This window comes from Tabrizicola piscis (assembly GCF_003940805.1).
In the GTDB taxonomy this organism is placed as follows: Bacteria; Pseudomonadota; Alphaproteobacteria; order Rhodobacterales; family Rhodobacteraceae; genus Tabrizicola; species Tabrizicola piscis.
Genome location: NZ_CP034328.1, coordinates 1,781,279 through 1,805,460 on the forward strand (window position 1 = coordinate 1,781,279; position 24,182 = coordinate 1,805,460).

Below are 24,182 nucleotides of genomic sequence, written 5' to 3' on the forward strand. Positions count from 1 at the left end.
TTTTTTGGGTTTTCGGATTGGTTCCGCTGTGCTAGCTTTCCGGCTGAGGCAGAACTCGGCACCGGAAATTCGGGCCGCACAGGCAAGGGGACAGGCGACGTGGCATCGCTTCTCGGGCGGATTCTTCGCACATTATTGATTGCATTCGTAGCCGTCACCGTTCTGGTGACCGCTCCGCTGCAGGCGGCACCATTTGCCGCCATCGTCGTGGACGCCCGCACGGGCGAGGTCCTGCTGGAAGACAACGCAGACGCAAGACTGCATCCTGCATCGCTGACCAAGATGATGACGTTGTACATCGCCTTTCAGGAAATCGAGGCTGGTCGGCTGTCGCTGGATACCAAGGTGACCGTCACGAAATACGCCGCCTCGCAGCCCCCGTCACGCCTTGGGCTGAAGCCGGGCCAAAAGATTGCGCTGCGCTACCTGATCCGCGCCGCAGCGGTGAAATCCGCCAATGATGCCGCGTCCGCGATTGGTGACCATATCAGCGGTGACCATGTGGCCTTTGCCAAGCGCATGACCCGTACGGCCAAGCAACTGGGCATGGCCAGCACCACGTTCCGCAACGCCAACGGCCTGACCGCGGATGGCCATCTCTCCACGGCGCGCGACATGAACACGCTGGGCCGCCACCTGTTTTATGACTTCCCGCAGTATTACAACATCTTCTCGCGCCGCACCGCCGATGCGGGCGTGGCGACGGTGACCAACACCAACTCGCGTTTCCTTGACGCCTACGAAGGCGCGGACGGGATCAAGACTGGCTACACCTCGGCCGCCGGCTTCAACCTGACCGCCTCGGCCGTGCGCGGCAACAAGCGGATCATCGCAACCGTGTTCGGCGGCACATCGACCGCAAACCGCAACGCCAAGATGAAAGAGCTGATGGACATCGGCTTTGGCGCGGCGAAGAATCGGGTCAAGGAACAGCCGCCGCAGGCCCCCTCGGCCCCTGCTGAAGAGGCGCTGATTGCCTCGACCACCCATGCGATCGACGATCTGGATGCCGAAGGTGGCGCTGCCAAGACCGTCCGCGTGTCCGGTGCCGTGACCTCGTCGCCCCGGCCAAAGGCCCGCCCTGTCGCGCCAACCGTGCCCGACGCCGTGGCAATCGCCATGGCCGATGGCATCGCCGACGCCTTGGCCGAGGCCACCGCCGAACCGCCGCCGGAAGGCACGCTTGAGTTTCAGGCCGCAGCCATCGCTTCCGGCGAAAGCCCCGTGGCCGCCGAAGCCCCGCTTCCCGAAGCGGTAGCCGAAACCCAGATCGCCGCAGCCGCCCCGGCTGCGGAAACCGCCCCGCTCCCCGCTGGCTCGCTTGAAGCACAGGCGGCAGCCCTTGCCGCAAACACGGCTCCGGTAGCCGATCTGGCTGAAGAAACCGTGGTCATCGCCGCCGCAGACCCGGGCCTTGCTGACGTGAAGCCCATGCCGCGCCCTGAAGCTGCCGCCGAAACCGTCGAGGCCGCCGTTGCCGCCGATGCCGAAGCGACCGCTGAAGCAGTCCTGCCCGTCGAAGAGCTGCAAGTGGCCGCCGCGCCAGAGCTTGTCGTGACCGATCCCGGGACCGACCCGGCAGCCGACCCCGCACCGGAAGACACCACCCTGACCACCGGCCTTCTGGCCGAGATCACCGATGTCGAAACCGTCGCCGGCGCCACCGCCTCCACCCCGCCCGACACCCAGCTTGCCGCTGCTGCCACCCTGCCAGACCGTCAGGCCCCGATCTTCGACAGCGTCGAGGTCGCCGCCGCCGAACCCGAGCCAACGCAGGAAGTCGTCGTCGTCATGTCGACCTCGGGCGGGCGGCACTTTGGGGTGAACGTCGGCGAATACCCCTCGCGGTATGAGGCCGAACGGGCGCTGCTGAAGACGGCCCTTGCCGAAAGTGCAACGCTGAACGAAGGCCTGCGCAAGACCGCCCAGTCGAACGGCAGCTGGCGTGCCAGCTTCCTTGGCCTGACCGAAGAACAGGCCGAACTGGCCTGCCGCCGCCTGCGCGCCCGCGCTGTGCCCTGCGAAACCGTGGGGGGCTGACGATGGTGGCTCTGGTCTTTCCGGCGCTGCCGACCGTCACGCTTCCGGTCACCGGCCGCGCCGAACGCTTCCCCGTCCGCCGCATCTTCTGCGTCGGTCGCAACTACGCCGACCACGCGCGCGAGATGGGTGGCATCGACAAGGAACCCCCGTTCTTCTTCACCAAACCGGCCGATGCCGTGGTGGAAAGCGGCGCGCGCATCCCCTATCCGCCCGCCACCACCAATCTCCACCATGAGGCGGAGCTTGTGCTGGCCATCGGCAAAGGCGGTGCAATGGTGGCCGAAGCGGACGCCCCGGCCTTGATCTGGGGCCATGCCACCGGCAATGACCTCACCCGCCGCGACCTCCAGGCCGAAGCGAAGGCCAACCGCCGCCCGTGGGACATGGCCAAGGCCTTCGACAAATCCGCCGTGGTGGGGGCAATTCGTCCGGGTGCGATGCCCGATGCCACCCTGCGCTGCATGGTGAACGGTACCTTGCGGCAAGAGGCGCGGCTGTCCGACATGATCTGGTCGCCAGCCGCCATCATCGCGGCCCTGTCGCAGCTTGTCAGCCTCTCGCCGGGCGATCTGATCTTTACCGGCACCCCGGCGGGCGTCGGCCCCTTGACCCGCGGCGATACCTGCAAGGTCGAGATTGACGGTCTCCAATCGGCCACCGTCACCATCGACTGACCGCCCGCCCCCGATTTCTTCAAAGAAATCGGACCGGAGCCTTCAAAGGCTCCGCTGCGGAATTTTCAAAAATTCCGCATCCCCGTCTCCGCCCGCTGTGCCTACGGCTTAGGGTGGTCGTCCCATTCCTTGGTCAGGATTCGCTGCGCGTCGCCCTGCGGGTCGTCGAACTGCTTGGTTTTCATCGCCCAGAAGAACGCCACAAGCCCGATCCCGCCCAGAAAAAGCGATACCGGAATCAGGATTGCCAGAATCTCCATCTACCTCTGCCGCCCGATCATTTCAGTCGCATCGCGTTCAGTGACACGGTAATCGACGACAGTGACATCGCCAAGGCAGCCGCCAGCGGCGTGGCCAGTCCGACCAGCGCCAGCGGCACCGCGATGACGTTGTACCCGCCCGAAATCACAAAGTTCTCCACCATCCGCCGCGCCGATTGCCGCCCGATCCGCATCGCATCGGCGATGGGCGCCATGTCCTGACCCAACAGCACGATGTCCGACGCCACCCGCGCCGCGTCCAGCGCCGTTGCCGGGGAAATCGACACATGCGCCGCCGCAAGTGCCGCCGTGTCGTTCAGCCCGTCGCCCACCATCAGGACCTTGCGGCCCTGCGCCGACAACTCGGCCACCCGGGCCGCCTTTTCCGCAGGCAGCACACCGGCCCGCCAATCCGCTATTCCCAGCCGTTCCGCCAGATCGCGCACCGGGGCCTCAGTGTCGCCCGACAGAAGCTCCACCCGCATCCCGGCGGCTTTCAGCGCCGCCACCGCTTCGGCAGCACCTTGGCGGGGCCGGTCGGTGAAGGCAAAGGCATGGGTCTGCCCCTCCAGCGCCAGATAGGTCGCCGTCTGCGCCAGCGCGGTCGCCCCGCACCAGTCGGCCCGGCCAAGCCGCACGCGCGCACCCTGCCACAGGCCTTCGATCCCGTGGCCCGGCACTTCATGGATGTCAGCAACCTCGGCAGGCGGCACCCCCAGCGCCAAAGCCCCATCGGCCAGCGCCCGTGCCAAGGGGTGCGAAGACCCCGCCGCCAATGCCGCCGCCACCGAAAGAACCTCAACCGGATGATCGGCCAAGGCCACCGGCTCTGGCACCCCCATGGTCAGCGTTCCGGTCTTGTCAAAGACCACCGTGTCAACCTCGGCCAACCGCTCCAGCGCCGTGCCGTGCTTGATCAAAAGGCCCTTGCGGAACAGCTTGCCACTGGCAGAGGTAATCACCGCAGGCACCGCAAGCCCCAGCGCGCAGGGGCAGGTGATGATCAGCACGGCAGCAGAAATATTGATCGCATAGCGGACATCCCCGCCCGTCGCCCACATCCAGTAGCCAAAGGCCCCGAACGAAAGGATATGCACCAGCGGCGAATAAAGCCCCGCAGCTCGGTCAGCAAGGCTGGTGTAGCGCGTCTTCGCACCCTCTGCGACAGCGACCAGATCGGCCATCCGGTGCAGGCTGGAATCCTTGCCCGCCGCCGTCACGCGCAGGGTCAGCGGACCGGTCAGATTGACCTCGCCCGCGCTGACCTGCGTGCCTTCCTGCGCCCTTACCGGCAGGCTTTCCCCGGTCAGCAGGCTGCGGTCCACCTCGGACGCGCCCTTGATCACCACGCCGTCCACCGGCATCCGCGCGCCGGGCCGGACCAGCACGGTATCCCCCGCCGCAATCAGCGAAATGGCGCGCTCGACCTCGACCCCGTCCTCGATCACGATGGCGCGCGGCACTTCCAGCGCGGCCAGTTCCTCGGCGGCTGACCGGGCAATCGCGCGGGTCCGGTGGTCCAGATAGCGGCCCAGCAGCAGGAAGAAGGCCAGCATCACGGCGGCATCAAAATACGCATGATGCCCCGACATCCAGGTTTCATAGACGGAAATCGAGGAGGCGAGGATCAACGCCAGCGAGATCGGCACATCCATCCCCAACCGCCCGACCCGCAGGCTGGCCCAGGCCGACTTGAAGAACGGCTGCCCGACGAAAATCACCGTCGGCAAGGCGATCGCGGCGGAAATCCAGTGGAAAAGGTCCCTTGTCGCATCCTCGGCCCCCGACCAGACGGCAACCGAAAGCAGCATGACGTTCATCATGGAAAAGAACGCCACGCCCAGCCGCATCAACAGGTCACGCCCCTGCCGGTCCGTCTCGGTCGATGACAGCAACCCGGGGTCCAGCTCATGCGCTTCCTGCCCTTCGGCCACCAGCACGGCGATCAGCTGGGCGGGTGTCACCTCCGGCGCCGCCTCCACGCTGACGCGCTTCAGCGTCAGGTTCACCCGCGCCGACCGCACCCCCGGCACCGCCGACAAGGCCCCTTCGACAGTCGAGATGCAGGCCGCGCAATGCGCCAAGGGCAAGGACAGCATGATCCGCGCGTCACGCTCCGCCCGCAGCGCGGCGATCCGTTCGGCCGAAGGCGCCGCCGCACAGGCCGGACAGGCAGAGACCGGCGCGCGCCCGAAATCCTCGACCACGGTCATCGCGTCAGCCCTGCACGAACAGTTCGGACCGCTGCTCGAACAGCGTGCCATCCAGTGACTTGGCGGTGACCTTGACCATCCACTTGCCACGCGCCAGCGGCAGTTCGGTGGTATAGACATCACCCATCGCCACAAAGACCGGGCGGGCGTCATCCATCGTCGACGTGGTGCGCCCGATCAGCACCTCAAGCTCGGTCACCTGAACCGGAACGCCGTCGCGGTCGGTGAAGGCCAGATCCACCCGGCCCGCCGCATAGCTGGGTGCCATATGCCACCCCAACGCCTCTTGCGCGGCCTTGCGGGTGTTGAAGCCCTGACTTGCGACGTAGGAGTTCTGGACCTCCAGCCCCGGGAAGGTGCTGACCGCCTTGAACGCCAACAGCAGATTGACCCCGATGATGACCGCAAAGGCCCCGACAGTGATCGCGAACACATGCTTGCCCGTCAATTCGGCCATGTCAGTCTTCCTTCCCATTGAAAACCGTATCGTGGTGGATCCGGTTCGTCGTCCCAAGTTCTTCCACCCAGATCCGAACGTCGCTGCGGTCTTCCGTCGCGGCCTCGCTGTCGGGCTGGGCGGTCAGGTAGACCCGCTGCTGCATCGTCTCGTTCGCGGGAACGGTAACCGTCAGCCCCTCCTGCCCTTCCAGCGCCATCGTCACGAACGCTTCCGACGTGACTGCCAGAGTGAACTGCGCATCCGCGCCCTGCATGTTGCGCAACCGCAGGTCATAGGCGTTCCTGATGCTGCCATCCGACAGGGTCACATAGGTCGGGTTCCGGACCGGCGTCACGCTGACATCGATGGGTGACCGCAGGAACAGCGCCACGATCAGCCCGACGCCAACCCCGCCCCAAAGGACTGTGTACAGGATGGTCCGCACCCGGAACACATGCGCCCAGACCGATTTCGCCGGCTGGCCCGCACGTTCCCGAGTCTCATCGGTCAAGGCCAGATAGCCGATCAGGTCGCGCGGCTTGCCGATCCTGTCCATCACGTCGTTGCAGGCGTCGATGCACAGGCCGCAGGTGATGCAGGCCAGCTGCTGGCCATCGCGGATGTCGATCCCCATCGGGCAGACGTTGACGCAGGCCATGCAGTCAATGCAATCGCCGTTGCCTTCCACGGTCTGCTTGCCGCGAGGTTCCCCGCGCCAGTCGCGGTAGCCGATGGTCAGCGTATCCTCGTCCATCATCGCGGCTTGGATGCGCGGCCAGGGGCAGGCGTAAATGCAGATCTGTTCCCGCGCGAATCCACCGAAGAAGAAGGTGGTGAAGGTCAGGATCAGCATGGTGATATAGGCCGCAGGATGCGCCTGAAACGTCACCAGATCGCGCAGCAGGGTGGGCGCGTCGGTGAAATAGAACACCCAGGCCCCGCCCGTCGCCAGCCCGATCAACAGCCAGATCCACCACTTGATGCCGTTCTTGAGCAGCTTTTCCCAGTTCCACGGCTGGCGGTGCAGCCGGATGCGCGCGTTGCGGTCCCCCTCGACCCAGCGCTCGACCAGAATGAACAGGTCGGTCCACACGGTTTGCGGGCAGGCATAGCCGCACCAGACCCGCCCCGCAGCGCTGGTGAACAGGAAAAGGCCAAGCCCCGCCATGATCAGAAGGCCCGCGATGAAGTAAAACTCATGCGGCCAGATCTCGATCATGAAGAAAAAGAACCGCCGCCCCGACATGTCGATCAGCACGGCCTGATCCGGCAGGTTCGGTCCCCGGTCCCAGCGCAGCCATGGGGTGATGTAGTAGATGCCCAGCATCACCGCCAGAAGCCACCACTTCAGCGTCCGGAAGGTGCCCTTCACCCGGCGCGGGAACACCGGCTCGCGCGCCACATAAAGGCTTGGGGGGTTGGCGTCTTCTTGGCTCACGGTCCGGACTCCGGGTATTCAGGCTGTGCCGGGCGACAAAATTGCCGCCCGGCCCGTTGGATTGCGCTTATTCGCCGCCGCCACGCCCGTGGACATAGAAGGCCACGGCGCGGATCTCGTCTTCACTCAGCCGCGTGTTCCAGTTCGGCATCACGCCAAAGCGGGCATAGTAGATGCTTTCCGTAACCGCCTCACGCGTGCCGCCATAAAGCCAGATGGCATCGGTCAGGTTGGGCGCGCCTTGGGTCCGGTCGCCCGTCCCGTCTTCCATATGGCAGCCCGAACAGCCGGCATCTTCCCAGACCACCGCCCCCGCCGCCGCCAGCGTCGCGTCATGCTCCTGCCCCGAAATGGCAAGCACATGTTCCGCAACTTCGGCGATCTGCGGTTCTTCCAGAATTCCGTCCACGCCGAACTTCGGCATCTCGGAATAGCGGGCGTCGGGGTCGGTGGTGTTGCGGATGCCGTGGGTGATGGTCAGATGGATATCCTCCATCGTGCCCCCCCACAGCCAGTCATCGTCCAGCAGGTTCGGATACCCCTTGCCCTCGAACCCCGCAGCGCCCGACCCGTGGCAGGTCGTGCAGTTGGTGCGGAACACGGCCGCCCCCGCACGCTCGGCATAGGCCGCAAGCGCGGGATCGGCACCAATGGCATTCAGGTCGGCGGCGACCAGACTTGCCTTGATCTCGGCATTTGCCGCATCGACGCGGGCGATTTCCACCGCCACATCCGCGCGGGTGCTGGCCCCCAGAAGCCCGGGGGTCGCCCCATTGATCAGCGGCCAGGCCGGGTAGGCCACCGAATAGCCGATGCCCCAGACGATCGTCGCGTAGAACGTCCAGACCCACCAGCGCGGCATCGGGTTGTTCAGCTCTTCGATCCCGTCCCAGACGTGGCCGGTCGTTTCAACCTGCCGGGGTTCTTTCTTTACTGGCTTGGCGCACATGGCTTAGCCCTCCTTCTTGGCAGGTTTGGATGGGGCAGAGTTGGCGTCCGCAGGACGGTCGTCGTTGCGGAAGATCGAATTTGCGACATCCTGATGCATCGCCCGGCTGCCGGGGCGAAAGGCCCAGACACATAGGCCCAGAAAGCCCAGCGTCATCGCCAGCAGGAACCAGCTGTCCGCCATGTGGCGCAGGAAAGAATAGGTTTCCATCGTTTCCTCCTTACCGGTTTGCCACAGGCGTGAAGGTCGAAAAGTCGACCATCGTGCCAAGGACCTGCATATAGGCGATCAGCGCGTCCATCTCGGTCAGCTCGGGATTGCCGTCGAAGTTGCGCACGTTGATCGGCGTGCCGAAGACCGCCTCGCCATAGCGCGCTTCCAGCCCCTCATAGTCGCCCAAAGGATCGACCTGCGCCTTGAAGTCGGCCAGCGCGTTTTCCACCATCTCGTCGGTGTAGGGCACGCCCGCCATCCGGTTCGTGGCCACCACGTCCTGGATATAGCGCCCGTCGATCTCGTTGTTGGCAAGGAAGCCATAGGGCGGCATCACCGATTCCGGCACGACCGATTTGGCGTTGGTAAAGTGGTCCTGATGCCATTCGTCGGAATAGCGGCCACCCACCCGCGCCAGATCCGGCCCGGTGCGCTTGGACCCCCACTGGAACGGCCGGTCATACATCGACTCGGCGGCCAGCGAGTAATGGCCATACCGCTCCACCTCGTCGCGCATCGGGCGGATCATCTGGCTGTGGCAGCCATAGCAGCCCTCGCGGACATAGATCGACCGGCCCGCCAGCTCCAGCGGGGTGTAGGGGCGAACCCCTTCCACCTTTTCAATCGTGTTCTCCAGATAGAACAGCGGCACGATCTGCACGATCCCGCCGATGGTGACCACCAGCAAGGACAGGATCATCAGCAGCGTCGCGTTGGTCTCGATGACCTTGTGTTTGTCAAGAAAAGCCATTGTCCCGTCTCCTCATTCCGCCGGGACGGCCGAGTGCTGCGTAACCCGCTGGGGCTGCGCGCGCACCGTCATCCACAAGTTGTAGCACATGATCAACGCGCCCGTCAGGAACAGCCCCCCGCCCAGCGCCCGCACCACATACATCGGGAACTTCGCGGCCACCGTGTCGGCGAAGGCGTTCACCAGGAACCCGTTCGCATCCACTTCACGCCACATCAGGCCTTCCATGATGCCCGTGACCCACATCGAGGACGCGTAAAGCACGATCCCGATGGTGGCCAACCAGAAGTGCCAGCTGACCAGCTTCAGGCTGTACAGCGCCCCCCGGTTCCACAGGCGTGGCACAAGGTAGTACAGCACCCCGAAAGTGATCATCCCGTTCCAGCCCAAGGCGCCGGAATGGACGTGACCGATGGTCCAGTCGGTGTAGTGGCTCAGCGAGTTGACGGCCTTGATGCTCATCATCGGGCCTTCAAAGGTGCTCATCCCGTAGAACCCGATCGAAACCACCATCATCCGGATGATCGGATCGGTCCGCAGCTTGTCCCAAGCGCCCGACAGCGTCATCAGGCCATTGATCATGCCACCCCAGCTTGGCATCCACAGGATGACCGAGAAGACCATCCCAAGCGTCGAAGCCCAGTCCGGCAGCGCGGTGTAGTGCAGGTGGTGCGGACCAGCCCAGATATAGAGGAAGATCAAGGCCCAGAAGTGGATGATCGACAGCTTGTAGCTGAAGACCGGCCGTTCCGCCTGCTTCGGCACAAAGTAGTACATCATCCCCAGGAAGCCCGCCGTCAGGAAGAAGCCCACCGCGTTGTGGCCGTACCACCACTGCACCATGGCATCCTGCACGCCCGCATAAAGCTGGACCTGCGCGCTGCCAAAGATCGACACCGGGATCGCCGCATTGTTCACCAGATGCAGCATCGCCACGGTCAGGATCATCGACAGCAGGAACCAGTTCGCCACATAGATATGGGGCTCTTTCCGCTTGAAGAGGGTCCCCATGAACGCAATCAGGAAGGCGACCCAGACCACCGTGATCAGGATGTCGACGTACCAGACAGGTTCCGCATATTCCTTGCCCTGGCTTGCGCCCAGAACGTAACCCGTTGCCGCCAGCACGATCACCAGCTGCCAGCCCCAGAACACGAACCAGCCCAAGGACCCGCCGAACAGGCGCGCCGCACTGGTGCGCTGGACGATGTAGAAGGAACTCATGATCAGCGCGTTGCCACCAAAGGCGAAGATCACCGCGCTGGTGTGCAAGGGGCGCAACCGGCCGAAGTTGCCGTAGCCCTGCAGAAACTCGAAGTTCAGCTGCGGAAAGGCCAGCTGCGTGGCGATCACCACACCAACCAGAAACCCGACGACGCCCCAAAAGGCCGTGGCAATCGCCCCGGCCCTGACCACCCCGTCGAAATATTCGTGCTGCAGGTTAGGCCGGGGATCCCCCGCCGTCCGCAGCACCCAGAGAAAAGCGATGCCGGCGGCCAGCATCACTGTGATCGCGTTGACCTGATAGGCCAGGTCACGGGCGTAATTGGCCGCAATGGCGGCCAGAACCGCCAGCAGACCAAGCCCTATCAGTTTAAGGTAATCCCACATGTAGCGTCCCTTCGTCCTGTCTGGCCGGCTTTACCCAAAACGAGTCAGGGCAGTGCCGGGCACTTCGACTGTTCGACTTCTGCAGTGCGGCAGCCGTTGGTGCCTTGATCTGCGTCAATACCCCAGACGCACCGGCTTGACCTTGGTCAAAGCGCCGCAGGTCGAGTATCTTCTATATTGCACAGATTACAGAAATTGGAGAACGTCATGGCCTATAAGTCCCTCTTGACCGTCGCCACCTCGATCCACGGCCTTTTGCCGGTCGTTTCTGCGGCTGCTCAGATCGCCATCGCCAACGACGCGCATCTGGATTCGCTGTCGCTTGGCGTGGACCGGACCCAAATCGGCTATTCCTACGTCGGTTCAGGCGCGGTGATGATCGCCGCCGCAATGGAACGCGCCGAAGAAGAGGCGCGGGCCACCGCCAAGGCGCTAAGCGCCGCCCTCGGTGCCCAGTCGCCGGATCTGCGGTCCGCTACCGATTCTGCCGTCACCCAGCTTGGTGCCCTGACGGATGTCGTCGCCGCCCGGGCGCGCTATGCCGATCTTGTCGTGCTGCCCCTGCCCTATGGCGAAAATCGGGGGGTTGAGGATGAGGCGGTGATCGAAGCCGCCCTTTTCGAAGGCATGGCCCCGGTCCTGATCGTGCCGCCCAAGGGCATGCCGACCGCAGATCCGCGCCGCGTGGTCGTGGCCTGGAACCAAAGCCGTGAGGCTCTGGTCGCCACCCGCCGCGCCATGCCCTTCCTGCGCCGGGCCGAAGCCGTGTCCATCGTCGTGATCGACCCGCCGACCCATGGCCCGGAACGGTCTGATCCCGGCGGCCTTCTGTGCCAGATGCTGGTGCGCCACGGCGTCCGTGCCGAAGTAACCGTTCTGGCCCGTACCTTGCCGCGCGTGTCGGATGTTTTGGCCCGACATCTGCGCGACACCAACGCCGACCTTCTGGTGATGGGTGCCTACGGCCATTCCCGCTTCCGCGAGGCGATCCTTGGCGGCGCCACCCGCGACATGCTGGAAAAGGCCGAAGTGCCAGTCCTTCTGGCGCATTGATCTTGCAAGGGCCGCCTACACCGGCAGGCGCAGGCGGCCCTCGGAAATCGGCACCGCGCTGCCGCTGATCTTCACCCGGCGCAGCGCACCGTTCGCACATTCGACCGTCAGTCCAATCTGACTGGGCCGTCCCATTTCCACGCCCTGATGCAAGATCAGGCGGGTTTCCCCATCCCCCACCGCGCCCGCAGCCAGCAATTGTGCTGCAAGGATCGCGCTTGCCGATCCCGTGGCCGGGTCCTCCGGGATGCCCGCCGTTGGCGAAAACATCCGCGCGCGATAGTCGCAGTCCTGTCCCGCCGTATAGAGATACATGCTGTCCACGCCGGCCGCCTGCATCTGGCCGGACCATCCCGGCTCCATCGGGCGGGCGCGGGCCAGCGGCAAGACCTGCCACCGGCACATACAGGAACCTTGGCCCACCCTGCCAAAGGCCGGGCCGATGCGCGCCAAAGCCGATGTCAGCAGCCGCAAGGCCAAGCGCCGCCGCCAGCCGCGCGGGGTCAAGGGCCGCCCCCATGTCCGGCGCATCCGTCACCCCGTGCGGCACGACGGGTGCCACGAATTCCGCGGTCGTCCGGCCATCGCGGCGAGAGACGCGGACGGGAACCAGCCCGGCTTCCTCCTCCAGCACCAGATCGCGGTCAAAATCCCCCTCGCCCATGGCGCTGGCGAGGTGGATCGCGCAGCCGATGGTCGGATGCCCGGCAAAGGGTATCTCGGCGGTGGGAAAGAAGATGCGCACCCGCGCGGTATGGGCCGGGTTGGCGGGCCGCTGGACAAAGATCGTCTCAGACAGGTTGAACTCCCGCGCGATGGTCTGCATCTGCGCCGGGGTCAGGTCATCAGCCCCCAGCACGATGGCCAAGGGGTTGCCGTGAAAGGCACTGTCGGTAAAGACGTCGCAAGTGTGGAAGGTCAGCATCCGGGCACCGTTGGCATAGGTTGACAAAGGGTTAAGGCCGTCGGCATGTTGTTTGTTTTCAATGCGTTACAGGCATGTCCCGGGCAGGGACACCCCTAGACCAGCATCCCGCCGTCACTGTCATCCCCCGCCTCTTCCAGCAGCCGGTCAATGCTGGGAATGCTCACATGGCGGTTGCCTTCAAGGCTGATCACGCCATCCTTCTTCAAGGCGCTGATCTGGCGGCTGACCGTCTCCAGCGTCAGGCCCAGATAATCCGCCATCTCTTCCCGGGTCAGGGGCAGATCAACCGTCAGCATCCCCTTCGGCTGCCGCGGCTGGAGCGACGCCTCGCGCCGCGCGATGATCGAGATGAGCGACGCGATCTTCTCCCGCGCGGTCTTGCGGCCCAGCAGCAGCATCCATTCCCGCGCGGCGTCCAGTTCGTCCAGCGTCATCTCCAGCAGGCGCTGGGCGATATGCGGGGTCGTGGCCATCAGGTCTTCAAACGGCTTCTTGCGGAAACAGCACATCACCAGATCGGTCGTCGCCGTCACATCGAACGCCGCCGTCGCCCGCCCCGGCCGCCCGACAAAATCCGACGGCAGCAAAAGCCCCACCATCTGCCGCCGCCCGTCCTCCATCGTCTGGGTCAGCGTGGCGATGCCGGTCACGACCGACCCCACAAACTCCATCCGGTCCCCAGACCAGATCACGGTCTGACCGGCCTGAAAGCTGCGGTAGTACTTGATCTGCTCCAGCTGAGACAGTTCATCGGTTTCGCAGCGCGCGCAGACCGCACGGTGACGGATCGGGCAATCCGAGCACTGAATGTGAACGTGGTCTTGCATCAGACGATCCTGTCATTTGATCTGCGTCAAGGCGCGTAAAGTTCAGTTTACACAATCTAACCACATGACACATGACCCGCAACTCGCCCGCCTTGGACTTTTTGACGCGCGCGTGCCGCGCTACACCTCATATCCGACCGCGCCACACTTTGGCACGGGCGTCGGAGTGCATGAGTTCGAACAGTGGATCACGGCCATTCCTGCAGGCAGTGAGATTTCACTTTACCTGCATGTGCCATTCTGTCGGCGCTTGTGCTGGTTCTGCGCCTGCCGGACGCAGGGTACCACGTCGGATGCGCCGGTCATAGCCTATGTGGAGACCCTGAAACGGGAACTGCAGATCCTGAAGGATCATCTGCCGACCGGGATCCGCCTCAGCCGTCTGCACTGGGGTGGCGGTACACCGACGCTGCTGTCGCCCTATCTGATGCAATCCCTGGCCGAAGCCGTCTTTGACGTGGCCCCCATGGCTGCGGATGGCGAATTCTCGGTCGAGATTGACCCGAACGAAATTGACGATGCCCGGCTGGACGCTCTGGCTGCGGCGGGCATGAACCGCGCCTCAATCGGGGTGCAGGACTTTGACCCGCTGATCCAGAAGGCGATCGGACGCGAGCAAAGCTATGCGCTGACCCGCGATGTCGCCGAACGCATCCGCGCCCGGGGCGTGGCCAGCCTGAACGCCGATATCCTCTATGGCCTGCCGCACCAGACCGGCCCCCGCATCGCGGATTCGGTGCAGAAACTGCTGACCCTGTCGCCCGACCGCGTGGCGCTTTACGGCTATGCGCATGTCCCGTGGATGAGCCGGCGGCAACAGATGATCCCCTCAGACGCGATGCCGACCCCGGAAGAGCGGCTTGGCCTGTTCGAGACCGCGCGCCAGCTGTTCCTGTGGGACGGTTATCAGGAAGTCGGCATCGACCATTTCGCCAAGCCCGAGGATGGCATGGCCCGCGCGCAACGGGCTGGCACGCTCCACCGCAATTTCCAAGGGTATACGGACGACCCGGCCCCGGTGCTGATCGGGCTTGGGGCTTCGTCGATCTCGCGCTTTCCGCAGGGCTTTGCGCAGAACGTGTCCGGCACGGCGGACCATGCCAAAGCCATCCGCGCCGGGCAGTTCGCCACCCACCGCGGCCACCGCTTCAGCGGCGAAGACACCCTGCGCGCCCGCATCATCGAGGCGCTGATGTGTGATTTCTTCGTGTCGCGGGCCGAGCTTCTGGCCAGCTTCGACGCCTCACCCGCGCGGATCGAGGCGCTGTTCCAGCACGCGATGGCCGAGTTTGGCAGCATGCTGCACCTTGGCCCCGAGGGTTTGTCGATCCCCGAACGCGGCCGCCCCCTGACCCGGATGATCGCCCGCGCCTTCGACGCCTATGATACGGCGCAGGCCCGGCACTCCTCGGCGGTATAGCAGCCCGGAATTTTCGAAAATTCCGGTGCGATGTCTTCGAAGACAACGCTACCCGCGCTGCAGGCGGGTCAGAAGGTCAACCTGACGGGGCAAGCAGACCGACCGGAGGTCATAGCGCGCCCGCACCCTTGCCCGGGCGGCATCGCGCATCGGCTGATAGGCCTCCGGCCGGGCCAGCGCATCGACCAGCGCCGCCGACCAGCCCGGCACATCGAAGAAATCGACCAGCCGCCCGGTGACGCCATCCTCGATCATCTCTTGCACCGGCGCGGTGCGTGACCCCACGACCAAAGTACCCGCCGCCATCGCCTCGACCATCGACCAGCTCAGGACGAAGGGATAGGTCAGATAGGCATGCACCCGGGCAACGTGGATCAGGTTGACCAGATCGTCATAGGGGATTCGTCCCAGAAAATGCACGCGGCTGTGGTCAATCCGGTCCCGTACCTCATCCAGAATCACGTCCTTCCAGCCGCCGCCCTGTGGCGGGGGGCGGCCATAGCTGATGTCATTCCCGCCGACGATCACCACCTGCGCGTTTGGCCGCGCCTTCAGCACTTCGGGCAGCGCGCGCATGAAGATGTGATAGCCGCGATAGGGTTCCAGATTGCGGTTCACGAAGGTCAGAACCTCATCCCCCGGCGCCAGAACAGTGCCATCAGGCAGGGTAAAGCGCGCGGCAGGGTTGGGGGCCAGCCGGTCGCAATCGACCCCGTCAAAGATCACCTCAATCTGGCGGCGCAAGGCTGGCGGGTGGGTGCTGGCCTGAAACTCGGTCGGCGACAGCCCCCTGTCGGCATGGGCGAGGGCCTGCGCCATATGGGCGGCCCGGCCCTGCGCGATCAGGGTCTGGTCAAAGCCAAAAGCCTGATATTCCTTGTCAAAGCCGACGTCCCCCCCCTGCCCGCGATAGTACAGCTCGGCATAGACCAGCAGCTTTGCCTCGGGCCAGACTTCCTTCAGGAACAACGTCTCACCCCAGCCGGAGTGGCCGAAGATCACGTCCGGCACATAGCCCTGATCACGCAGTTTCCGGGCAAAGCGGGCGACAACGACACCCCGGTCGCTCATCGTGGTGTAGTTGCGCCCCAGACGGGTGGCCTTGGGGTCCACCGGCTCCGGCTTGAAACTGTAGCGCAGCGTCGGAACCGGCGATCCGGTCGTGTTCACCGCATCGGTCAGGGCCCGCACGTCATGGCCCAACCGCTGCATTTCCGGCGCCAGATGCAGGAACTGGCCGGGAAAGTTCTGGTGGACGAACAGAAGTTTCACATCAGGGTCCGAAGGCGGCTGCCATCAAAGCCTTGGTATAGGCGGATTGCGGTCTGGTAAACACATCCCCGCAGTCGCCGCTTTCCACTACATCGCCCGCCTGCATGACCATCACCTTATGCGCCATGGCGCGGATCACCCGCAGATCGTGGCTGATGAAGATGTAGGCCAGCCCGTACTTGCGCTGCAGGGCGCGCAGAAGTTCGACGATCTGCACCTGCACCGTCATGTCCAGAGCACTGGTCGGTTCATCCAGCACCACCAGCTTCGGCCGCAGGATCATCGCCCGGGCAATGGCGATCCGCTGGCGCTGGCCGCCAGAGAATTCGTGCGGATAGCGGTGCATCATCGCGGGATCAAGACCCACCTCGCGCATGATCGCCGCCACCATCTCGGTCCGGTTCTTGCCAGGGTCCACCCCGTGAACGCCCAGACCCTCGGCGATGATCTGCTCCACCGTCAGGCGGGGCGACAGGCTGCCGTAGGGGTCTTGAAACACCACCTGCATGTGCCGCCGCATCGCCCGGACGGCTGCCCGACCTTTGGACCCAAGGAACGCAGTGACCGCCGCATCGACCAGATCGATGCCACCCTCGGGGTCCTGGGCGCGGCGGGCCTCGGCCTCATCCCATGTCTCATCAAGTCGGCTGATGTCGCGGCCCAGAAAGCTGATCTTTCCTTGCGAGGTGATGAGCCGCAGGATCGCCAGCGCCAGCGTCGTTTTGCCCGATCCGCTTTCGCCGACGATCCCCAGCGTTTCCCCGGCGCGGACGGACAGGGTGGCGTCGTTCACTGCCTTCACATGGCCCACGGTCTTGCGCAGAAACCCCTTTTGGATCGGGAACCACACGCGCAAGCTTTCGGTCCGCACCACCTCTGCCGCAGTGGGGGGCACCGGATCCGGCCCGCCCTTCTGTTCCGCCGCCAGCAGCTTTTGCGTATAGGGGTGGCGCGGGTTGGCGAAGATTTCCGTCGCCTTGCCTTGCTCCACAATCTCGCCGCCCTGCATGACGCAGACCCGGTCGGCAATCCGGCGCACGATGCCAAGGTCATGCGTGATGAACAAAAGACTAAGGCCTTCGGACCGTTTCAGATCCGCCAGCAGGTCCAGGATCTGCGCCTGAATGGTCACGTCCAGCGCGGTGGTCGGTTCATCCGCCACCAGAAGCTCCGGCCCGTTGGCAAGGGCCATGGCGATCATCACCCGCTGCCGCTGCCCGCCTGAAAGCTGGTGCGGATAGGCGCCCAACCGGCTTTCCGCCTCGCGGATGCCGACCTTGTTGAGCAACTCCAGCACCCGCGCCCGCGCTGCAGCCCCGGTCAGCGCCTGATGCAAGCTAAGGCTTTCCGCCATCTGCTTTTCGATAGTGTGCAAAGGGTTCAGGCTGGTCATCGGCTCTTGGAAGATGAAGCTGATGTCGTTGCCGCGCACCCGGCGCAACTCACGTTCGCTGACGCCGATCATCTGCTTGCCGGCATAGGTGACCGACCCCGAAACCTCGGCCGTGTCGCCCAGAAGCCCGACCGTCGACAGCGCGGTGACCGATTTGCCCGACCCGCTTTCCCCGACCAGCGCCACCGTCTCGCCCTTGGCGACGGTAAAGCTGACGCCCCTGACCGCCTCGATCAGCCGCCCGTCCTGGCGGAAGCTGACGCGCAGGTTCTTGACCTCAAGGACGCTCATCGAAAGGTCTTTCTGGGGTCAAAGGCATCGCGCACGCCTTCGAAGACGAAGACCAGCAGGCTCAGCATGATGGCGAAGGTGAAGAAGGCGGTGAAGGCCAGATGCGGCGACTGCAGGTTCGCCTGCGCCTGCCGCGACAATTGCCCCAGTGATGGGGCCGAGGTCGGCAACCCAAAGCCCAGATAGTCCAGCGTCGCGAGTGACCCGATCGTCCCGGTGATGATGAACGGCAGGAAGGTCAGCGTCGCCACCATCGCGTTCGGCAGCACATGGCGGAAGATGATCTGCCAATCCGACACGCCCAAGGCCTTTGCCGCGCGGACGTACTCAAAATTCCGCGCCCGCAGGAATTCGGCCCTGACCACACCGACAAGCCCGGTCCAGCCGAACAGCACCATCAACCCGACCATCAGCCAGAAACTTTTCGACCAGACTGCCGTCAGGATGATGATGACATAAAGCGTCGGGACCGAGGACCACAGTTCAATGACCCGCTGGAAGATCAGGTCGGTCAGCCCGCCGAAATAGCCCTGCACCGCCCCCGCCACGATCCCGATGATCGAGGTCAAGGCCGTCACGATCAGCGCAAAGGTCACCGACAGGCGGAACCCGTAGATCACCCGCGCCGCCACATCGCGGCTGGTGTCATCCGTGCCCAGCAAGTTCTGCGCGCTTGGCGGCCCCGGTGCCACCCCGCCCGTGTCGACGATGGAGTTGTAGCTGTACCGGATCGGCGGCCACAACAGCCACCCGGCGTCAACCGGCACACCCGCCGCCGTGCCGCTGGTCTGCGCCTCGGCCATGATGCCTTCGGGATCATCCCAGCAGTCCAAAGACCCCGCCGCCACGATCAGGCACTGCACTTCCACCGTGGCGTAATTCGCCTCGGTCCGCAGGTCGCCGCCAAAGGCTATTTCAGGGTAGAAACTGACGACAGGGGTGTAAAATTCGCCATTGTGGCGCACCAGGATCGGACGGTCATTGGCGATCAGCTCCGCACAAAGCGAGATGCCGTACAGCACAAGGAAGATCCACAAGGACCAATAGGCCCGCCGGTTCGCCTTGAAATTCCGCCAGCGCCGCTGGTTCAGGGCCGAAAGCGCCATCATCCGCGCCTTTCGAAATCGATGCGCGGGTCAACCAGCACATACATCATGTCGGAAATGATGCCGACGATCAGCCCGATCAGGCCGAACGCGAACAGCGTGCCGAAGATCACCGGATAGTCCCGCTCTACCGCCGCGCGATAGCCAAGCTGGCCCAGACCATCGAGCGAGAAGATGAATTCGATGATGAGGGAAGACCCGAAGAACACGCCAAGGAACAGACCCGGGAACCCGGCAATCACGATCAGCATCGCGTTGCGGAAGACATGGCCGTAAAGCACCCGCGCCTCGCTCAGCCCCTTGGCGCGGGCGGTCATGACGTATTGCTTCTTGATCTCATCCAGAAAGCTGTTCTTGGTCAGCAGCGTCAGCGTGGCAAAGGCCGAAATCAGCTGCGCCGTCACTGGTAGCACGATGTGCCACAGGTAATCGGTGATCTTCTGATACCAGGGGAAAGTCTCCCACCCGTCAGAGGTCAGGCCGCGCAGGGGGAACCACTGGAAATAGCTGCCACCAGCAAAGACCACCATCAACAGGATGGCGAACAGGAACCCGGGAATCGCATAGGCCGCGATGATGATGCCGCTGGTCCATGTGTCAAAGCTTGACCCGTCATGCACTGCCTTGCGGATGCCCAGCGGGATGGAAATCAGATAGGCGATCAGCGTGGACCACAGGCCCAGTGTGATCGACACCGGCATCTTTTCCAGCACCAGATCAACGACCGAGATTGACCGGAAGTAGCTTTCCCCGAAATCAAAGGTCAGATAGTTGCCCATCATGATGAGGAAGCGTTCCGTCGCCGGAATCGCCTCTTTCACGCATTCCGGCGCATCAAGCGACGGGGTGCCGGTGAACCCTTCGGCGCAGACGATGCGGGAAAAGCCGAACTGGATTTCCAGCTTGGCCAGAAACTCGGGCGGCAGGCCCCGCGCGCCGACATAGCCCGCACCCGCCTGTTCTTCCTGAATGCCGCCGCCTTCGGTGCCGGCAAGGTTCTGGATCGCGTCGCCTTCGCCTTCCAGCCGCGCCAGCACCTGCTCCACCGGGCCGCCGGGAACGAACTGGGTCAGCGCAAAGTTGATCAGCATGACCCCGAACAGCGTGGGGATCACCAGCAGCAAGCGGCGAAGAATGTAGGCGCCCAAAGTCCCTGCCCGTCCGTTGTTCTTACAGCGCGCCCTTGGCTTTCAGCGCGTCAGCCTTTTCGGCGTTGTACCACCAGATCGACAGCTCGCCCAGAGCGTAGGGAGGCAAAGTCTCGGGGCGTTCGTACATGTTGTAGTAGGCGACCCAGTAATCCCGCTTGAAATACCGCGGCACGATGATGAACTGCGACCGCAGCACCCGGTCCAGCGCCTTGATGACCGTCGTCAGCTCTTCCTTGCTGGCAGCCGCCTCAACCATGTCCAAAAGCCGGTCGACCGCCGGATCGGCATAGCCCATGCGGTTGCGGCTGGAGTTGTCTTTGGCAACGCTTGCCCAGGCCTGCTTCAGCACGCCGCCGGGCTCTGGCCCGCCATTGATGACCGTGGTCGGCAGGGCGTCAAAGTCAAAGTTGGGGGGGCTGGCGCGTTGCTGCAGCTGCGGGTCGTCGATGATGTCAAAGCTGGCCTCCACGCCCAAGGCGCGCAGGTTTTGGACATAGGCGCTCATCACTGGCAAAAGGTCGGTGCGGGCATGGACCATCGCCATCCGCAACGGCTCACCCGCAGCGTTGCGGCGGATGCCGTCATCGCCGACCGTCCAGCCCGCCTCATCCAGAAGGGCGGAGGCGCGGCGCAGGTTCCGCCGGTCCAGCGCGGTGTCCTCGGACGACGTCGCGGCCATCACCGCCTCATCGGTCAGGATGCTGGCGGGCAAAAGCCCCTCATCCACCATGGGCTGGAGCAGCGCCGCTTCTTCGGGTGTGGGCAGACCGGTTGCCGCAAGATCCGAGTTTTCCCAGATCGAATTGATCCGCGCGAACAGGCCATAGAACAGCGACTTGTTCGACCATTCAAAGTTGAACATCAGCGCCAACGCTTCCCGCACCTTGGGGTCCTGGAACTGCGCGCGCCGCAGGTTGAAGATGATCGACTGCCCCCCTGCGATGTTGCCGGACGGGATGACTTCGGTCTTCACATCGCCGGCAGTAACGGCGGGAAACTGATAATCCAGCGCCCAACGCTTCGGCTCGCTCTCGTTGCGGAAGGTGTAGACGCCCGCCTTGAACCCCTCCAGCGCGGCGTTGTCGTCGCCGAAGTATTCAATCCGGATGCGATCAAAGTTGTTCTGGCCCACGTTCAGCGGGTGCTTTTCGCCCCAGTAATCCATGTCGCGCGCATAAATCACCTGCTGGCCCGGCTTGAAGCTTTCCAGAACGTATGGCCCGGTGCCAAGGAACGGCTCCAGACTGGATTTCTCCAGATCGCGGTTGTTTTCCTCGTAGTGCTTTTTCGAAAAGATCGTCGTGCCACCCGCCTGAGCGGGCATGTCGCGGAACGGAGTACCGGGCGTGAAGGTGAACTTGATGCGGTAGGGATCCAGAATCTCGACCGACTCGAACTTGCCGCCCGCCACCGTCCGGTACTCGGGAATGCCCTTTTCCAGAAACAGGTTGTGGCTGAACAGCACATCTTCCGCCGTGAAGGGTGTGCCGTCCGAGAAGGTCACATCCTTGCGCAGGTTGAAGATCACCCAGGACCGGTCCTCGGGGTATTCCATCGTCTCGCACAGCAGGCAGTAGGCCGCGCTTACATCATCCAGCGTGCCCGACAGGATGGATTCGTAGAAGATCGACGACAGCGCCGCCGCATTGCCCGCGATGGCATAGGGGTTGAACGAATCAAAGCTGCCGGGGGCCCACTGGCTGATCTCGCCGCCCTTGGGGGCGGTCGGGTTCACGTAGGCCAGATGCGGAAAGTCTGCGGGCAGCGCAAGGTCGCCAAAGGTGGAAATCCCGTGCGACACGATCACGTTTTCCCCGGTCTCCGTCTGCGCCCGCGCCGACAGGGTCTGCGCCGCCAGCGCCAGGATCAGCGTTCCGGTCGCCAGCCACGGGCGCATGCCCGACTGCGCCCGCGCATCCACCCTTGCACCCGCCCGCTGTCCTGCCCGCCGTCCTGCCTGCATCAGATGACCTCCTGCATTGCGGCCATCGAAGGCCGCCAACCCACTCCATTCATTTATGCTAAATCTCGCTTTGTCGAGGCAACAAAGTTGCGACTGCCTGACGCTTTTGTGTGATTGCACCGCAAATGACAAAGCCGCCCGAAAGGGCGGCTTTGCTGGGCAATCCTGCGACAGGGTTCAGGGAACGCTGGCCAGATAGGCCACCAGATTCGCCCGGTCCTCAGGCTTTGGCAGACCGGCAAATGCCATCTTGGTGCCCGGCGCATAGCCTTTGGGGTTCTCGATGAAGCTTGCAATGTTTTCCGGCGTCCAGGTGTCTCCGGCCATGCCGGTCAGCGCCTCGGAATAGGCGAAGCCCGCGACGGACGCCTTGGCCCGGTCCACGACGCCGTTCAGATGCGGGCCGACACCGTCGGTCCCGTCCAGCTTGTGACAAGCGCTGCACTTGCGGAACTGCGTCTCACCTGCGCTTGCATCGGCCGAAGCCAGCAGCGTGGCAAAATCGACGGCAGGCTCATCGGTCGCGGCCGGGGCTTCTTCTGCGCCGGTGTCGATGGAATAGGCTTGCGCGACTTCCTCGCCATGACCATCGCCATGGCCGACCGAGTAAAGCGACGTGCTCGCCCAGCTCGCCAGCAGAAACACCAGTAGCGAGCCGCAAACTGCGCCCACTGCCTTGGTCAGCGTCATCGTGTCGAACATGGTGCACCTATCCCAGCGTCTGGTTCCGCGGCGTGTGTATCCGCTTCCCCCATGGGGTTTCAAGGTGTAGACGCGCGACCAAACGCCCCTTCTTGCGGGTTTTCGGGACAGAGAGGCCAGAAATGACCGGACGCATCGCTTTTCAGGGGGAACTTGGTGCCTATTCGCATCAGGCCTGCCAGCAATCGCGCCCGGAGATGGAGGCTGTTCCCTCGACCACATTCGAGGATGTGGTCGACAAGGTCGCCCGGGGCGAGGTTGATCTGGGCATGCTGGCCGTGGAAAATTCCACCTACGGTCGGGTGGCCGACGTCCATTCCCTGTTGCCGAAATCCGGCCTGCACATTGTGGATGAGGCCTTCGTGCGCGTCCATGTCAACCTGCTGGGCGTCCCCGGTGCCCTGCTGGTCGACGTGACCGAGGCGCATGGCCATGTGGTCATCCTGCCGCAATGCGCGGGCTTCCTGAAAGCCCATGGCATCAAGGGCAAGGTCAGCTCGGACAATGCCCGCGCCGCGCGCGAAGTGGCCGAAGCTGGCGACAAGACCAAGGCGGCCCTTGCCAGCGAACTGGCCGCCTCGATCTACGGCCTTGATGTGCTGGCCCGGCATATCGAAGATCAGGCCAACAACACCACACGCTTTCTGGTGATGTCACGCACCCCCGACCACAGCCGCCGTGGCGCGGGCAAGATGATCACCACCTTCACCTTCCGCGTCCGCAACATCCCGGCGGCGCTTTACAAGGCGATGGGCGGCTTTGCGACCAACAGCGTTAACATGACCAAGCTGGAAAGCTACATGGTCGGCGGGTCTTTCACCGCAACCGAATTCTATGCGGATATCGAAGGCCACCCGGAGGATCCGAACGTGGCCCTCGCGCTGGAAGAGTTGCGCTATTTCACGTCCGAGGTGCGCATCCTTGGCGTCTACCCCGCAGACCGCGAACGGGGCAGCCAACCAGACTGACGCGTCAGACCTTGCCGTCCCGCCCGCGGCTGCGGTCGTGTTGGTCCTCGATCCGCGCGCCAAGCTGTTCCACCCGCTTTTCCAGCCGTGCCTGCACCTTGCCCTTGGCCAGTCGCAAGGTGTTCAGGAACAGCCGCGCCGCAAGGGTCTTGGGCCTCACCTCCAGCGCCAGACGCAGCCGCGTGCTGCGTGGCGACATCGGCAGCAGTTCCAGCACCGAACTGCCTTCGACCGCCTGCCCTTCGATCCCGAAGACCAGCCGCGCATCCGGTGTCAACGCGTCGATCCGCACCAGCAGTTTGCGAACCTTGCCCCGGAACGGCACCTTCAGCCGCCAGCCCGCACCCACGCCGGTCAGCGGCATGTCAGCCGGACGCTCGACCTCGGCACCGCGGCGGATCACCTCACGCTCCCAGGCGGCATGATCGATCAGGCTGGCATAGACAAAGCTGGCGGGCGCTTCGATGTCCGTCTTCGCCGTCAGTTTCATCGCAGCTCCGCAGGTGTAGGGGTGGGG

The 24,182-nt window shown here is 64.1% G+C and carries 22 protein-coding genes and 1 pseudogene; 5 read left to right on the forward strand and 18 right to left on the reverse strand.

Features of this window, described 5'->3' with window-relative positions; all coding sequences use genetic code 11:
- Window positions 1-99: 99 nt before the first annotated feature.
- Both EI545_RS21640 and EI545_RS08625 read left to right on the forward strand, forming a co-directional pair.
- Window positions 100-2,040: a D-alanyl-D-alanine carboxypeptidase family protein gene (locus EI545_RS21640; protein WP_245990341.1), complete on the forward strand. Its 1,941-nt coding sequence runs from the start codon at window positions 100-102 to the stop codon at window positions 2,038-2,040.
- A 5-nt stretch (window positions 2,041-2,045) separates the two neighbouring features.
- Window positions 2,046-2,717, forward strand: coding sequence for a fumarylacetoacetate hydrolase family protein (locus EI545_RS08625; RefSeq protein ID WP_425471644.1), 672 nt, complete (start codon window positions 2,046-2,048; stop codon window positions 2,715-2,717).
- 101 nt (window positions 2,718-2,818) lie between these two features.
- On the opposite strand, the gene ccoS is transcribed toward EI545_RS08625, so the two are convergent.
- The 8 genes from ccoS to ccoN form a co-directional block, all read right to left on the reverse strand.
- Window positions 2,819-2,977, reverse strand: a complete 159-nt coding sequence (gene ccoS / locus EI545_RS08630) for a cbb3-type cytochrome oxidase assembly protein CcoS (protein ID WP_125325099.1) — start codon at window positions 2,975-2,977, stop codon at window positions 2,819-2,821.
- A 17-nt stretch (window positions 2,978-2,994) separates the two neighbouring features.
- Entirely contained in the window at window positions 2,995-5,190 is a 2,196-nt protein-coding gene (locus EI545_RS08635) for a heavy metal translocating P-type ATPase (protein WP_125325100.1), read from the reverse strand.
- Between the two features lie 4 nt (window positions 5,191-5,194).
- Window positions 5,195-5,647 carry a FixH family protein gene (locus tag EI545_RS08640; RefSeq protein WP_125325101.1) on the reverse strand — a complete coding sequence of 151 codons (453 nt, stop codon included), beginning with the start codon at window positions 5,645-5,647 and terminating at the stop codon, window positions 5,195-5,197.
- A 1-nt stretch (window position 5,648) separates the two neighbouring features.
- Window positions 5,649-7,067, reverse strand: a complete 1,419-nt coding sequence (gene ccoG, locus EI545_RS08645) for a cytochrome c oxidase accessory protein CcoG (protein WP_125325102.1) — start codon at window positions 7,065-7,067, stop codon at window positions 5,649-5,651.
- A 67-nt stretch (window positions 7,068-7,134) separates the two neighbouring features.
- Window positions 7,135-8,016 carry a cytochrome-c oxidase, cbb3-type subunit III gene (gene ccoP, locus EI545_RS08650; protein WP_125325103.1) on the reverse strand — a complete coding sequence of 294 codons (882 nt, stop codon included), beginning with the start codon at window positions 8,014-8,016 and terminating at the stop codon, window positions 7,135-7,137.
- Between the two features lie 3 nt (window positions 8,017-8,019).
- Window positions 8,020-8,226, reverse strand: a complete 207-nt coding sequence (locus EI545_RS08655) for a cbb3-type cytochrome c oxidase subunit 3 (protein ID WP_125325104.1) — start codon at window positions 8,224-8,226, stop codon at window positions 8,020-8,022.
- A 10-nt stretch (window positions 8,227-8,236) separates the two neighbouring features.
- Complete coding sequence (gene ccoO, locus EI545_RS08660; RefSeq protein ID WP_125325105.1) at window positions 8,237-8,980, reverse strand: cytochrome-c oxidase, cbb3-type subunit II; 744 nt, start codon at window positions 8,978-8,980, stop codon at window positions 8,237-8,239.
- Between the two features lie 12 nt (window positions 8,981-8,992).
- On the reverse strand, window positions 8,993-10,591 hold the full coding sequence (ccoN, locus tag EI545_RS08665; RefSeq protein WP_125325106.1) for a cytochrome-c oxidase, cbb3-type subunit I: 1,599 nt from the start codon (window positions 10,589-10,591) through the stop codon (window positions 8,993-8,995).
- Between the two features lie 207 nt (window positions 10,592-10,798).
- On the opposite strand from ccoN, the gene EI545_RS08670 reads away from it, so the two are divergent.
- Window positions 10,799-11,644, forward strand: coding sequence for a universal stress protein (locus EI545_RS08670; RefSeq protein WP_125325107.1), 846 nt, complete (start codon window positions 10,799-10,801; stop codon window positions 11,642-11,644).
- 15 nt (window positions 11,645-11,659) lie between these two features.
- Here the strand turns inward: EI545_RS08670 and EI545_RS21645 are convergent, their stop codons facing one another.
- The 3 genes and pseudogenes from EI545_RS21645 to fnrL form a co-directional block, all read right to left on the reverse strand.
- The gene (locus tag EI545_RS21645; protein WP_245990342.1) at window positions 11,660-12,049 is read right to left on the reverse strand and encodes a PhzF family phenazine biosynthesis protein; all 390 of its coding nucleotides are present in this window, start codon (window positions 12,047-12,049) and stop codon (window positions 11,660-11,662) included.
- Window positions 12,050-12,095: 46 nt separating this feature from the next.
- Window positions 12,096-12,569: pseudogene (locus tag EI545_RS21650) on the reverse strand (PhzF family phenazine biosynthesis protein); the annotation flags it as partial.
- A gap of 95 nt (window positions 12,570-12,664) precedes the next feature.
- Complete coding sequence (gene fnrL, locus EI545_RS08680; protein WP_125325108.1) at window positions 12,665-13,399, reverse strand: transcriptional regulator FnrL; 735 nt, start codon at window positions 13,397-13,399, stop codon at window positions 12,665-12,667.
- Between the two features lie 64 nt (window positions 13,400-13,463).
- Between fnrL and hemN the strand changes: the two genes are divergently transcribed.
- The gene (hemN, locus tag EI545_RS08685) at window positions 13,464-14,819 is read left to right on the forward strand and encodes an oxygen-independent coproporphyrinogen III oxidase (protein WP_125325109.1); all 1,356 of its coding nucleotides are present in this window, start codon (window positions 13,464-13,466) and stop codon (window positions 14,817-14,819) included.
- A gap of 48 nt (window positions 14,820-14,867) precedes the next feature.
- On the opposite strand, the gene EI545_RS08690 is transcribed toward hemN, so the two are convergent.
- From EI545_RS08690 to EI545_RS08715, 6 genes are all read right to left on the reverse strand, one after another.
- Window positions 14,868-16,091, reverse strand: a complete 1,224-nt coding sequence (locus tag EI545_RS08690; protein WP_125325110.1) for a glycosyltransferase — start codon at window positions 16,089-16,091, stop codon at window positions 14,868-14,870.
- Window position 16,092: 1 nt separating this feature from the next.
- A complete protein-coding gene (locus EI545_RS08695) occupies window positions 16,093-17,775 on the reverse strand; it encodes an ABC transporter ATP-binding protein (RefSeq protein WP_125325111.1) in 1,683 nt (560 codons plus the stop codon).
- On the reverse strand, window positions 17,772-18,881 hold the full coding sequence (locus EI545_RS08700) for an ABC transporter permease (RefSeq protein WP_125327313.1): 1,110 nt from the start codon (window positions 18,879-18,881) through the stop codon (window positions 17,772-17,774). Before EI545_RS08700 ends, EI545_RS08695 begins: the two co-directional genes overlap by 4 nt.
- Window positions 18,881-20,029 (reverse strand): microcin C ABC transporter permease YejB, encoded by a 1,149-nt coding sequence (locus EI545_RS08705; RefSeq protein WP_125325112.1) that lies wholly within the window; start codon window positions 20,027-20,029, stop codon window positions 18,881-18,883. Before EI545_RS08705 ends, EI545_RS08700 begins: the two co-directional genes overlap by 1 nt.
- A 22-nt stretch (window positions 20,030-20,051) precedes the next feature.
- Window positions 20,052-21,995, reverse strand: coding sequence for an extracellular solute-binding protein (locus tag EI545_RS08710; protein ID WP_245990343.1), 1,944 nt, complete (start codon window positions 21,993-21,995; stop codon window positions 20,052-20,054).
- 177 nt (window positions 21,996-22,172) lie between these two features.
- Window positions 22,173-22,697 (reverse strand): c-type cytochrome, encoded by a 525-nt coding sequence (locus EI545_RS08715; protein WP_125325113.1) that lies wholly within the window; start codon window positions 22,695-22,697, stop codon window positions 22,173-22,175.
- A gap of 122 nt (window positions 22,698-22,819) precedes the next feature.
- On the opposite strand from EI545_RS08715, the gene EI545_RS08720 reads away from it, so the two are divergent.
- Window positions 22,820-23,665, forward strand: a complete 846-nt coding sequence (locus tag EI545_RS08720) for a prephenate dehydratase (protein WP_125325114.1) — start codon at window positions 22,820-22,822, stop codon at window positions 23,663-23,665.
- Window positions 23,666-23,669: 4 nt separating this feature from the next.
- Here the strand turns inward: EI545_RS08720 and EI545_RS08725 are convergent, their stop codons facing one another.
- Window positions 23,670-24,155, reverse strand: coding sequence for an SRPBCC family protein (locus EI545_RS08725; RefSeq protein ID WP_125325115.1), 486 nt, complete (start codon window positions 24,153-24,155; stop codon window positions 23,670-23,672).
- Window positions 24,156-24,182 lie beyond the last annotated feature (27 nt).

What these genes read in the sequence shown, in the direction of transcription:
- EI545_RS08700 (WP_125327313.1), bottom strand. Translation starts at nt 18,881, where the DNA reads ATGGCGCTTTCGGCCCTGAACCAGCGGCGCTGGCGGAATTTCAAGGCG.
- ccoP (WP_125325103.1), bottom strand. Translation starts at nt 8,016, where the DNA reads ATGTGCGCCAAGCCAGTAAAGAAAGAACCCCGGCAGGTTGAAACGACC.
- EI545_RS08720 (WP_125325114.1), top strand. Translation starts at nt 22,820, where the DNA reads ATGACCGGACGCATCGCTTTTCAGGGGGAACTTGGTGCCTATTCGCAT.
- EI545_RS21645 (WP_245990342.1), bottom strand. Translation starts at nt 12,049, where the DNA reads ATGTGCCGGTGGCAGGTCTTGCCGCTGGCCCGCGCCCGCCCGATGGAG.
- EI545_RS08655 (WP_125325104.1), bottom strand. Translation starts at nt 8,226, where the DNA reads ATGGAAACCTATTCTTTCCTGCGCCACATGGCGGACAGCTGGTTCCTG.
- ccoO (WP_125325105.1), bottom strand. Translation starts at nt 8,980, where the DNA reads ATGGCTTTTCTTGACAAACACAAGGTCATCGAGACCAACGCGACGCTG.
- EI545_RS08640 (WP_125325101.1), bottom strand. Translation starts at nt 5,647, where the DNA reads ATGGCCGAATTGACGGGCAAGCATGTGTTCGCGATCACTGTCGGGGCC.
- EI545_RS08695 (WP_125325111.1), bottom strand. Translation starts at nt 17,775, where the DNA reads ATGAGCGTCCTTGAGGTCAAGAACCTGCGCGTCAGCTTCCGCCAGGAC.
- EI545_RS08725 (WP_125325115.1), bottom strand. Translation starts at nt 24,155, where the DNA reads ATGAAACTGACGGCGAAGACGGACATCGAAGCGCCCGCCAGCTTTGTC.
- EI545_RS08670 (WP_125325107.1), top strand. Translation starts at nt 10,799, where the DNA reads ATGGCCTATAAGTCCCTCTTGACCGTCGCCACCTCGATCCACGGCCTT.
- EI545_RS08635 (WP_125325100.1), bottom strand. Translation starts at nt 5,190, where the DNA reads ATGACCGTGGTCGAGGATTTCGGGCGCGCGCCGGTCTCTGCCTGTCCG.
- ccoN (WP_125325106.1), bottom strand. Translation starts at nt 10,591, where the DNA reads ATGTGGGATTACCTTAAACTGATAGGGCTTGGTCTGCTGGCGGTTCTG.
- fnrL (WP_125325108.1), bottom strand. Translation starts at nt 13,399, where the DNA reads ATGCAAGACCACGTTCACATTCAGTGCTCGGATTGCCCGATCCGTCAC.
- EI545_RS08710 (WP_245990343.1), bottom strand. Translation starts at nt 21,995, where the DNA reads ATGCAGGCAGGACGGCGGGCAGGACAGCGGGCGGGTGCAAGGGTGGAT.
- ccoS (WP_125325099.1), bottom strand. Translation starts at nt 2,977, where the DNA reads ATGGAGATTCTGGCAATCCTGATTCCGGTATCGCTTTTTCTGGGCGGG.
- EI545_RS08715 (WP_125325113.1), bottom strand. Translation starts at nt 22,697, where the DNA reads ATGTTCGACACGATGACGCTGACCAAGGCAGTGGGCGCAGTTTGCGGC.
- hemN (WP_125325109.1), top strand. Translation starts at nt 13,464, where the DNA reads ATGACACATGACCCGCAACTCGCCCGCCTTGGACTTTTTGACGCGCGC.